10 protein-coding genes are annotated in these 10,766 nt (G+C 50.0%); 6 read left to right on the forward strand and 4 right to left on the reverse strand.

Going from position 1 to position 10,766, the window contains the following annotated elements; translation table 11 throughout:
- Window positions 1-114 precede the first annotated feature (114 nt).
- Window positions 115-390: a zinc ribbon domain-containing protein gene (locus DW083_RS14970; RefSeq protein WP_115498042.1), complete on the reverse strand. Its 276-nt coding sequence runs from the start codon at window positions 388-390 to the stop codon at window positions 115-117.
- Between the two features lie 382 nt (window positions 391-772).
- Between DW083_RS14970 and DW083_RS14975 the strand changes: the two genes are divergently transcribed.
- Window positions 773-1,237, forward strand: coding sequence for a MaoC family dehydratase (locus tag DW083_RS14975; RefSeq protein ID WP_115498041.1), 465 nt, complete (start codon window positions 773-775; stop codon window positions 1,235-1,237).
- A 13-nt stretch (window positions 1,238-1,250) separates the two neighbouring features.
- Window positions 1,251-1,889: a hypothetical protein gene (locus DW083_RS14980; RefSeq protein WP_122332918.1), complete on the forward strand. Its 639-nt coding sequence runs from the start codon at window positions 1,251-1,253 to the stop codon at window positions 1,887-1,889.
- Here DW083_RS14980 and DW083_RS14985 read toward each other — a convergent pair.
- The 3 genes from DW083_RS14985 to DW083_RS14995 all read right to left on the reverse strand — a co-directional run bounded on the left by DW083_RS14985 (window position 1,859) and on the right by DW083_RS14995 (window position 6,090).
- Window positions 1,859-3,013 carry a glycosyltransferase family protein gene (locus DW083_RS14985; RefSeq protein ID WP_122332919.1) on the reverse strand — a complete coding sequence of 385 codons (1,155 nt, stop codon included), beginning with the start codon at window positions 3,011-3,013 and terminating at the stop codon, window positions 1,859-1,861. The genes DW083_RS14980 and DW083_RS14985 overlap by 31 nt on opposite strands.
- Window positions 3,010-3,810 (reverse strand): UDP-2,3-diacylglucosamine diphosphatase, encoded by an 801-nt coding sequence (locus DW083_RS14990; RefSeq protein ID WP_122332920.1) that lies wholly within the window; start codon window positions 3,808-3,810, stop codon window positions 3,010-3,012. Before DW083_RS14990 ends, DW083_RS14985 begins: the two co-directional genes overlap by 4 nt.
- Window positions 3,811-3,936: 126 nt before the next feature.
- The gene (locus DW083_RS14995; RefSeq protein ID WP_122332921.1) at window positions 3,937-6,090 is read right to left on the reverse strand and encodes a translation factor GTPase family protein; all 2,154 of its coding nucleotides are present in this window, start codon (window positions 6,088-6,090) and stop codon (window positions 3,937-3,939) included.
- 222 nt (window positions 6,091-6,312) lie between these two features.
- Between DW083_RS14995 and hemW the strand changes: the two genes are divergently transcribed.
- The 4 genes from hemW (at window position 6,313) to DW083_RS15015 (ending at window position 10,731) form a co-directional block, all read left to right on the forward strand.
- On the forward strand, window positions 6,313-7,440 hold the full coding sequence (gene hemW / locus DW083_RS15000) for a radical SAM family heme chaperone HemW (RefSeq protein WP_122332922.1): 1,128 nt from the start codon (window positions 6,313-6,315) through the stop codon (window positions 7,438-7,440).
- A gap of 188 nt (window positions 7,441-7,628) precedes the next feature.
- Window positions 7,629-8,189, forward strand: a complete 561-nt coding sequence (locus DW083_RS15010) for an AAA family ATPase (protein WP_115498034.1) — start codon at window positions 7,629-7,631, stop codon at window positions 8,187-8,189.
- Window positions 8,182-8,352: a hypothetical protein gene (locus tag DW083_RS22300; protein WP_005637232.1), complete on the forward strand. Its 171-nt coding sequence runs from the start codon at window positions 8,182-8,184 to the stop codon at window positions 8,350-8,352. Before DW083_RS15010 ends, DW083_RS22300 begins: the two co-directional genes overlap by 8 nt.
- A 126-nt stretch (window positions 8,353-8,478) precedes the next feature.
- On the forward strand, window positions 8,479-10,731 hold the full coding sequence (locus tag DW083_RS15015; protein ID WP_199659185.1) for an excinuclease ABC subunit UvrA: 2,253 nt from the start codon (window positions 8,479-8,481) through the stop codon (window positions 10,729-10,731).
- Window positions 10,732-10,766 lie beyond the last annotated feature (35 nt).

Here is a 10,766-nt window from a genome sequence, read left to right on the forward strand (position 1 = left end):
AGCTGTTCGACGAGGGTCAAACAACTGTCCGACCTTCGTCGAACAAGGATTATATGGAACTAAATCTATATTACGTCCGAGTGGATGCTATTTTTCATCCCTACTCACGCAAATTTACTGCGCAGCCCACCGCTTCAAAGTCGGGAAGAACTCTTTCATGCCTGCAATCGCCTGTTCTTTTGTGAGGGCAAGGCCTGAACCTTTATTGAACTCGCTTACAAACTCCGCGCAGTGCATGATCATCTCATCCATCGTGCAATCCGAAGTGAAGGCACCGTCCTTATAGCAATAGCAGCAATACTCGTCGTTCTTGCTCCCGTCGCTATTCGTCCCCATCTCTTCGGGGGTTTGCAGTGGCATACCACAACTCTGACAAAACTTCTTTTCCATGACAATTAACTTTAATGGTTTATCTACTTTAATACTTAAAGCCTCTGTTTACGGCCCTGTCCCCAAACATTCTTGTCCCCGCGCTTGACGCGGGGCCGCAAAGGCACAAGCCCTATCAATCAATTCTTTAAACGGCCGGTTCTGATGCGATCCCGCGTCAAGCGCGGGAACGAGGTTCTTTTGGTTCCCTAAACACCCTTTCCTGGCTCAACAAATATAGACAATCTATATGGACTGCGCGTCATCCAATCTTGCCAAAATATTTGTTTATTCCAGGAATTATCGCGAAAATTGCAAGAGCATTTTGTTACTGCCGGTAAAAACTTACCGCAGTGGCACCCAAGAGAACCGATAAGATTGTAATTTACTAAACAAAAGAATAATGGGAAAAGTAGTTATCAACTCGTATGCAGACTTTGAAAAGCTGGTAGGCCAGCAGATCGGGACATCCGATTATATCGAATTGACACAGGAACGTATCAACCTTTTTGCCGACGCGACGCTGGACCACCAGTGGATTCATGTGGATGCAGAACGCGCCAAAGTGGAAAGTCCGTTTCACAGCACAATTGCGCATGGCTATCTGACATTGTCGCTTCTTCCGCACTTGTGGGACCAGATTATCGAGGTGAATAACCTGAAGATGATGATTAATTACGGTATGGACAAGATGAAGTTCGGCCAGCCCGTCCTGACCGGCCAGAGCATCCGCCTGACCGCCAAGCTCCAGACGTTATCCGACCTCCGCGGGGTTGCCAAGGCAGAAATTAAATTTGCCATCGAAATCAAGGACCAGCCGAAGAAAGCATTAGAAGGCATTGCGATCTTCCTGTACTATTTCAAATAAGCGAACAAGTAATATGAACAAATCAAAGTGGGCCGCAATAGCTCTCTGTGCGGGTATTGCCTTTTCCTGTTCACCCGGAATATCGGAAGTCAAAGGTGTCATTACCGATGCTACGATGAACACGCTGACGATCGTTTCAGGGGAAGGCGACACCCTGTCTTTCAGTACACTGGACGCCAAAAGAGAAGTAACGGACGGGATTTTGCTCGACGACACGGCAACTGTCTATTTCCAGGGAAAATATAGCTTCGGGATGAGTGCGCAAAAGATTGTTGTCGTACCTAAAGAGAGGAACAAGGTCGGCGGCGACCGGGACGAACATGGTTGCATCGGCTCGGCCGGCTATGAATGGAGCGAGGTATTGCAGGATTGCATCCGTATTTTCGAGAAGGGAACACGGCTGCAAGCGGTCGAGGGCGACCGGTCCGTTTTCATCGTCTTCAGCCCGGACTCTTCCAAAGTAGAATTGTTTTTCTCTTCCGGTGACAGGAACGAGATACTGGACAGACGCTCGCTTCCGGCCGGCGGATATGCCTGGAACGTAGAAGACGACGACACGAAGAACCTGCGCCTCGTCGACGGACAATGGACGATCAGCCAGCGCGGGCAAACGATTTATCGTCAAATCGGCAACGATTTACCCAGCCGGTAAATCCAGCCTGTCGAGAGACGATGCCACAGGGAAGAGGGAGTTTCTTCCAGAAGCACATCTGCACGGAATTCGCGCAAGATCAGCCAGTCGGCCTGTTTGACCCAATGGGCAAAAGAGGTATTCGGCTGATGAGTTTGGGAAAGGCGGAGCAGAGCATTCAGGTCGAACTGTTCTGAGACGACGCCTGCTCCGGCGCGGGTGGCATCGAATGCGTTGCAAGCCTGCTCAATATGCGTCGGAACCATCAGGACAGGTTTGCCTAAATACATGGCTTCGCAGACAGACTCGAAACCGGCGGTCGTGGCATAGGCTTTCGCGCCTGCCATATAACGAACAAACAGGGTGTCGTTTAATTGGTGGAAAGAAAGGTGGTTATCCACTTTTACTTCGGGGCGGACATCCCTTTTATCCCAGAATATATGCAAATTGACGGCTGGATGCGCCTTGTGCCAGGATCGTATCTCTTCGCTAAACCCGCTATTCAGCAGATAGCCATGCAAATAATCCCCGTTTGTCGGCGTCACTTCTAAAACTTCCCTGCGCAAAAGAGGAGGGACAACGACGATGCCTTCGGACGGAACTTCACGCATCTTGCGGAAAGACAGGGCCAGCTTCTTCGCCGCGCCGATAGCTGTGATCCGGGTAAAGAACTTTAACGAGGCAAGCGACAACCGGCTTTCTTTCGGGAAGACGAAATCAGGATGCAGGAATAAATACTGGTGCGCGATGCAGACCATCAGGGCTTTCGGACGGAAGAAGAGATAAGTCAGTCCGGTTAGTAGCTCGTAGAAGTTTACGACGACATCCGCTTCGGTCTCTTTTATCATCCGGTTGATATAGCGGATGCCGGACATATACCGATGTGACCGGAGCACATTATAAGTCACACTTTTAGCCAAATTGACCTGTTTATTCTTTGCGGAAGGCAAGAAGTTGGGACTTTCAAACAGATAGACGGGAGCTTCAATCTTTTCAAAGAAAAAGTCGGGAAGGCGGCGGACCGGGCTTTTGCCTACCAGGACGCCAACAATCTGATGCCCTTCGCCTGTTAACTTCTGACGAAGAGAAAGCGCTTGTGTCAAATGGCCGCGCCCTTCACCTTGTATGATAAATAGTATCTTCATATCACTTCGGCATAAAGTAGGTTAGAGGGTTGTGTTTCTTCCTGTCCATATTCCTCCTTGCTGTAGGAAACGATATTCCATTCTCCCTGCTCATTCTCGACAAGAGCCGTAAGGCTTTCGACCCAGTCGCCGGAATTCAGGTAATGGATATTGCCGTACCACACGTTTGCAGCCTGGTGGATATGTCCGCAAATAATACCGTCCAGCTTCTTCACTTCAGCCAGCTTGACCAGTTCTTTCTCAAAGTCGGAGATATAAGAGACGGCGCTTTTCACCCGGTGTTTGACATGCTGCGAAAGCGAGAAGTAAGGCTTTCCGGCCTTTTCCCTCCGCAGGTTGTATATCCGGTTCAGCCAGAGCAGGAACGTATAACCCATATCGCCGAGCATGGCTAACCAGCGCATATTGCTCGTGATCGTATCGAAAATATCGCCGTGCGTCACTAAGTAACGCTTTCCGTGGCTGTTCAGGATATAATCTTTTACGATAATAAGATTCGAGAATGAGAAAGGAACCAGGTTATCCAGGAAGTCGTCATGGTTGCCGCGAACGTAAACGATCTCCGTTCCCTGCTTCTCCATCATTTTCATCAGGACTTTGAAGAAATCGGTATGCTGTTGTTTCCAACGGCGTCCGGGCTTTTGGAGCTGCCAGCCGTCGATGATGTCTCCATTCAGTATCAGGCGGTCACAATTGACGTGTTTAAGGAAATTAGTCACTTCTGTAGTCCGGGAATGCTCGGAACCCAGGTGAATGTCCGACAGGACAATAGTTGGATAGTACTTTCTTAGTTTCATGTTGTCTTTATTAACACGATACAAAAAAAGCCACTTCCTGTTACAGCACTACAACAGAGCTATTAAAAAACAATGAGGCCACTCCTTCACAGGGGCAGCCTTCATACAATTTATAGAAAATCCAAATCAATCTTCTGCCTGAGTTGCCTCGTAAGCTTTCAACAGCTTATCCTGAACATCCGACGGAACCAGTTCATAGTTAGCGAACTTCATCGTAAACGAAGCACGTCCACCTGTGATGGAACTCAAGGATGTCGAGTACGTAGACATCTCTTTCAAAGGCACTTTAGCCAACAGCTTTTCGTAGCCTTTTTCGCTATTCATACCCATGATAATGGCGCGACGTCCCTGTAAATCACTCATCACGTCGCCCAGATAATCAGCCGGCACTGAAACCTCTACATCATAAACGGGTTCCAGAATCTTGGGACCGGCTTCTTTAAAGGCAGTGCTGAAAGCATTACGGCCGGCCAGCATGAAGGAAATTTCATTACTGTCTACCGGGTGCATCTTTCCGTCGTAAACGATGATGCGCACGTCACGGGCATACGAACCAGTCAACGGGCCCTGCTCCATACGGGCCATAATACCTTTCAGGATAGCCGGGAGGAAACGGGCGTCGATGGCTCCACCGACGATACTGTTTATAAATACTAACTTTCCACCCCAATCCAAATCTACCACTTGCGTATCACGTACGCTGATTTTAAACTCTTGTCCGCCGAAACGATACATATCCGGTGCCGGCATGCCTTCGTAATAAGGCTCGACAATCAGATGTACTTCACCGAACTGGCCTGCACCACCGGACTGTTTCTTGTGGCGGTAGTCTGCACGGGCGGCTTTTGTAATCGTTTCACGATACGGGATCTTCGGTTCGAAGAACTCGATCGGCAATTTATCATTGTTCTCGATTCTCCATTTCAATGTGCGGAGGTGGAATTCTCCCTGACCGGAAATAATCGTCTGTTTCAGTTCTTTGGACTGTTCGATTACCCATGTCGGGTCTTCTTCACGCATACGCATCAGGATTTCCATCATCTTTTCCGCATCCGATTCATTCACCGGCTTGACAGCGCGACGGAACTTCGGTTCGGGATATTTAATGAAGTCGAAACGATAGTCACATCCTTTGCCGTTCAAGGTATTGCCACGGCGTACTTCTTTCAGTTTCACTGTCGCTCCGATATCGCCGGCAACCATTTCCGACACCTCGTTACGGGTCTGTCCGGCAACCGAGAACAACTGTGCGATACGTTCTTTCGAACCACGGTCGGCGTTCAGCAAATCGTCTCCTGCTTTTACTTTACCTGATATCACTTTAAAATAAGAACTGCCGATATGCGGCTCTACGGTCGTTTTGAAGAAGAACAGGCTTGTCGGGCCGTTAGAATCCGGTGTTACTTCCACTCCTTCGGTTGTAACCGGGCGCGGCATTTTATCCGTACACGGAACAACATTACCCAGGAACTCGAGCGTACGGCGCACGCACATATCGCGGCCTGCACAAACACAGAAGACCGGGAACATACCACGGATCACCAATCCGGCACGGATACCGGCACGCATATCGTCTTCGCTCAATGTACCTTCTTCAAAGAACTTCTCCATCAGCATATCGTCGTGCTCTGCGGCCGACTCTACCAATGCGCGATGAAGCTCCATCGCTTTATCCATTTCTTCCGCCGGGATGTCCAGTACTTCAGGAACACCGCCTTCGGGTTTCCAGCGATACATCTTCATCTTCAGCACGTCTACGACTGCATTGAAAGATGCTCCCGTAGATACAGGATACTGGATAGGAACAATCTTGCCGCCCCACTGGTCACGCAATTGAGAGATTGTCCCGTCATAATCAGCCTTGTCGTTATCCAACTGATTCACCACGAAGATAACCGGCTTATGGAATTGTTCTGTATACCGGAACTGGTTGATTGTTCCGACTTCCACTCCGTACTGTGCGTTCAGCACCATCAGAGCGGTATCTGTCACGTTCAAAGCGGAAACCGCCCCGCCGACAAAATCATCCGAACCCGGACAATCAATAAAATTCAGCTTTCTATCCTGCCATTCTACACTGAAAACGGTCGAGAACACCGAGTAACCATACTCCTTCTCAACCGGGAAATAATCGCTCACAGTGTTTCCGGAATCAACACTTCCGCGACGTTTTATAACTCCACCCTCGTAAAGCATCGCTTCAGCGAGAGTGGTTTTCCCAGAGCCCGAACTTCCCAAGATAGAGATGTTCTTAATTTCGTTTGTTTGGTATACTTTCATGATATCAAGGTATAAATTTGTGTTTAACAATAAAGATTGCTCCCGCAAACCCTTTATTCACGGGACCGCAAATTAGATATTGTAAAGGAGAAAAGCAATTCGAGGCTCGGTGTTTGAGAACTATGTTGTTTAGCAGTTCGATAGCTAAAAACACTATATCAGTACTTTAGTATTGCCCTGCACCCGGAATATCCCTATATTTGCAACCAATTATCTAAAAGGATGGCAGGTTTATACATTCACATTCCCTTCTGCGCCAAACGGTGCCTGTATTGCGACTTCTTTTCCAACACGGACATGAAGTTCAGGGAGCCGTATGTCGATGCCGTTATCCGGGAAATGGAGCTGCGGCAGGAATACATCGGGCAGGAACCGCTCGAAACGATTTATTTCGGGGGCGGCACGCCTTCGCAACTCCAAGCCGGCGACTTCAAACGGATATTTGATGCAGCCGCCCGCCTGTTCGACACGACCAGTTGCCGGGAAATCACCCTCGAAGCCAACCCGGACGATATGACACCGGAATATGTAGCCTCTCTCCGTGACCTTCCGTTCAACCGCGTCAGCATGGGCGTCCAAAGCTTTCAGGAGAAAGACCTCCGCTTCCTGAACCGCCGCCACGACCGCGAACAGGCGCTCCGTGCCGTCGATCGCTGCAAAGAGAACGGCATCCGGAATATCAGCATCGACCTGATATACGGCCTGCCGGGACAGACTCCGGACGAATGGGAAAGCAACCTGGACGAAGCCATCCGGCTGGACATCCCGCACATCTCCGCTTACCATTTAATATATGAAGAAGGGACAGCCCTCTACAAACTGCTGGAAGCCGGAAAAGTCACCCCGGTGGAAGAAGAACTGAGCGTATCCTTTTTCTCTACATTAATAAATAAGCTGACTGAAGCCGGCTACCTCCATTACGAGATTTCCAATTTCGCACGGCCCGGCTGCTTCTCCCGACACAACAGTTCCTACTGGACAGGCAAGAAATACCTGGGCATCGGCCCCTCCGCCCATTCCTATAACGGGGAAAGCCGGCAGTGGAATGTATCTTCCCTCCCGCTCTACCTGAAAGCGATCGCCGCAGGTACGCCCGACGTCGAGATAGAAAAGCTGGACCTCAACACCCGGTACAACGATTTCATCATTACCGGACTGCGTACCATGTGGGGCATCCGCCTTAGCGACATTCGGGAGCAGTTCGGAGAAGAAAAACAGGCCTACCTCGAGCGCCAGGCCGCCGTTTATCTGCGCCGGGGACTGCTTATCCGCGAAAACGACACCCTGACCCTCTCGAAAGAAGGGATCTTCATTTCCGACGGCATCATGAGCGATCTTTTATGGGTATGACGGTATATTGCAGCCAATTGACAAAGCCATTAAATTACACCAAACCGCCTGTTTTTACAACGAACTGGAGGGTTATGCGTACATTTTCTGCACATTTTTACTATTTTTGAGAATAAAATTAACCAACATATTAAACTATTCTCTATATTTGCCCCAACAAAAGACAGTAAGTAGTGCCATATTTATACATGATATCGGGGTGCAACGGGGCAGGAAAAACGACCGCCTCCTTTACAATTCTTCCAGAGATGTTGAAATGTAAGGAGTTTGTCAATTCCGACGAGATTGCCAAGGGGCTTTCCCCTTTTAATTCTGATAGTATCGCGGTAGCCGTAGAAGCCAGTCGGATTATGTATAAGCGTATTAAGGAACTAATCGCCGCAGGCGAAACATTTGCGATGGAAACTACACTGGCCACCCGTTCAGGCGCAAACCTGATCAGGGAAGCACAAAGGGAAGGGTATTATGTGACATTGTTGTATTTCTGGCTGAATACGCCGGATCTGGCAGTGGAACGGGTTAAAATGAGAGTGGCCGCCGGAGGGCATAACATTCCGGAGAGTACTATCCGCAGGCGTTATGAAGCGGGTATACACAATCTCTTTGAACTATATATCCCCATTTGTGACTATTGGATGATTGCAGACAACTCGATGTCGCCGATGGAAGTAATCGCTAAAGGCTTCAAGAGTGATAAAAAAGAGATATATAATTCGGATATTTATACAAAACTTGAGCATCATGAGTGAACAAGAGGTTAGAGAATTTGAAGAGAATATAGTTAAAGGTGCCAACATCGCTTTCCAGCGATTAGTAAACCAGAAAAAGAAAGAAGACGGCGAATTAGTCTTCTCGCGCAACGGATACATCTTCCGTGTAAAGGCAGCTGATTTAGAAAAAGGAATGTTTTAACTATTAATCGAAAAATACAGGGGAGGCTGATGAATATGATTCGTCAGCCTTTTTTGTGCCCGTCCGCTTCCGGTTCCGAATTATATGATTACTTTTGGATGCGGACGAGAAAGTATAATAACAGATATGGAAAACATCAAAGTTACAGGCGCTTACGAAAACAACCTCAAACATATATCATTAGAAATACCCAAGAAGCAGATCACCATCTTCACCGGGGTTTCCGGTTCCGGGAAATCTTCTTTAGTATTGGACACGATCGCAGCCAGCTCACGCCGGGAACTGAACGAGACGTTTCCCAGTTTCGTCCAGCAATACCTGCCCAAATACGGCCGGCCGCATGTGGACCGGATAGAGCATCTCCCAGTAGCTATCGTAATAGACCAGAAGAAGCCCGCCCCGAACGCCCGTTCGACGGTCGGGACCTATACGGACATCTATTCGCTGCTCCGCCTGCTGTTCTCGCGGGTCGGCAAACCGTTTGTCGGATACTCCGACACCTTCTCTTTCAATCATCCGCAGGGGCGATGCCCGCATTGCGACGGATTGGGCGAGGTGCGCGAACTGGACGTCCACAAGCTGGTCGACTTCAACAAATCGCTGAACGATGAAGACACGATCCACTACGTGGCCTTCCACCGTGGCGGATGGAGGTGGATCCGTTATGCCTGTAGCGGACTGTTCGACCTGGACAAAAAGATTAAGGATTACACGCCGGAAGAGCTGCAACTGTTTCTCTATTCCCCGCAAATCCGGCTCAAGAACCCGCCGGCCGACTGGCCGCGTACCGCCAAGTACGAAGGATTAGTCAACCGTATGTACCGGAGTATCATCAATTCCGAAGAAGGGAAGCTGCATCAAAAGCTGCTGGAACCTATGGTGACAATGGGCATCTGCCCGGATTGCGAAGGTACACGACTGAACCGGACAGTACTCTCCTGCCGCATCGGAGGAAAGAATATTGCGGAAGTCACGCGCTTAGCTATTCCCGACATCCTGAACTGGTTGCAGGAAATCGACGACCCGCTGGCCGGCGACCTGAAACAGGCCATCACCAACCGCCTGTCCGCCCTCGAGGAAATCGGCTTGGGATACCTTACACTCGACCGCAATATGGGAACCCTTTCCGGCGGCGAGGCGCAGCGTTGCAAGATCGCCAAATATATCAACTCCGCCTTATGCGACATGCTGTATGTGCTCGACGAGCCCAGTGTCGGTCTGCATAGCCATGACATCCGCCTGTTGAAAGCCTCCGTGCGGAAACTGCGGGACCACGGTAACACGGTGCTCCTTGTCGAACACCATAAAGAGATGATCCAGATAGCCGACCACATCGTCGACATGGGGCCCGGCTCCGGTATGGACGGCGGCAACATCCTGTATGAAGGCAGTTACGAAGGACTGCTGAAAAGCGGTACGAAGACCGGACTGATGATCGCGGAAAAGTCACTGCTAAAAGCGGAAAACCGCACCCCTTCCGGTTGGTTTACCCTCGAACACGCAAAGGAACATAACCTGAAAGACCTGACCGTCCGTTTCCCCTTAGGTGTCTTCGCCGTCATAGCGGGTGTAGCCGGTTCGGGGAAAAGTTCCCTGATGGAATGTTTTCGCAACACCTGTGAAGAAGAGGTCATCTACATCAGCCAGAAGAATATCGGAATCAGCCTGCGCTCCACCCCTGCCACCTACATCGGCGTGGCCGACGACATACGCAAACTATTCGCCCGAAAGAGCAAAGCCGGACTCAGCATGTTCACCTTTAACGGCAAAGGAGGCTGTCCGGTATGCGGAGGGAAAGGCGTCATTGTCTCGGACATGGCCTTTATGGATTCGATAGAAACGGTCTGTGAAGCCTGCGGCGGTTTGCGCTATTCACCGGAAGCCCTGCAGTACAAGGTAGACGGACTGAATATCGCCGAAGTAATGGACCTGACTGTACGGAAAGCCTCCCTGCGTTTTGCCGGGACCGGGATCGAACAGAAACTACGCCCCCTGATGCAAGTCGGACTGGGCTACCTGCACCTCAACCAGGCCCTATCCACCCTCTCCGGCGGAGAATTGCAGCGCGTGAAGCTGGCCTCCTACCTGGACAGCAACGGCAAGATATTTATCCTCGACGAACCCACCGACGGCCTTCACGTAAAAGACATCCGCCAGATCATCGGCCTCTTCGATTCTATGGTCGAACAGGGCAACTCCGTCTTCCTGATAGAGCACAACCTGGACGTCCTGAAAGCCGCCGACTACGTCATCGAGTTAGGTCCCGGAGGCGGACAAATGGGCGGTGAACTGCTGTACTCCGGCACTCCCCGGGAGATGCTCGCGTGCAGGCGTTCCGTCACTGCCGAATATCTGGAAAAAGAGCTGCCGGCCTTCTGAAAAAAACGTAGGCATCGCTTTCGGAAAAGGCCGGC

Origin of the sequence: Parabacteroides sp. AF48-14, assembly GCF_003477465.1 — a bacterium.
GTDB lineage: Bacteria > Bacteroidota > Bacteroidia > Bacteroidales > Tannerellaceae > Parabacteroides > Parabacteroides acidifaciens.

Coding starts and splice junctions, on each gene's coding strand:
- DW083_RS14970 (WP_115498042.1), bottom strand. CDS start 390: ATGGAAAAGAAGTTTTGTCAGAGTTGTGGTATGCCACTGCAAACCCCC.
- DW083_RS14975 (WP_115498041.1), top strand. CDS start 773: ATGGGAAAAGTAGTTATCAACTCGTATGCAGACTTTGAAAAGCTGGTA.
- DW083_RS14980 (WP_122332918.1), top strand. CDS start 1,251: ATGAACAAATCAAAGTGGGCCGCAATAGCTCTCTGTGCGGGTATTGCC.
- DW083_RS14985 (WP_122332919.1), bottom strand. CDS start 3,013: ATGAAGATACTATTTATCATACAAGGTGAAGGGCGCGGCCATTTGACA.
- DW083_RS14990 (WP_122332920.1), bottom strand. CDS start 3,810: ATGAAACTAAGAAAGTACTATCCAACTATTGTCCTGTCGGACATTCAC.
- DW083_RS14995 (WP_122332921.1), bottom strand. CDS start 6,090: ATGAAAGTATACCAAACAAACGAAATTAAGAACATCTCTATCTTGGGA.
- hemW (WP_122332922.1), top strand. CDS start 6,313: ATGGCAGGTTTATACATTCACATTCCCTTCTGCGCCAAACGGTGCCTG.
- DW083_RS15010 (WP_115498034.1), top strand. CDS start 7,629: ATGATATCGGGGTGCAACGGGGCAGGAAAAACGACCGCCTCCTTTACA.
- DW083_RS22300 (WP_005637232.1), top strand. CDS start 8,182: ATGAGTGAACAAGAGGTTAGAGAATTTGAAGAGAATATAGTTAAAGGT.
- DW083_RS15015 (WP_199659185.1), top strand. CDS start 8,479: ATGGAAAACATCAAAGTTACAGGCGCTTACGAAAACAACCTCAAACAT.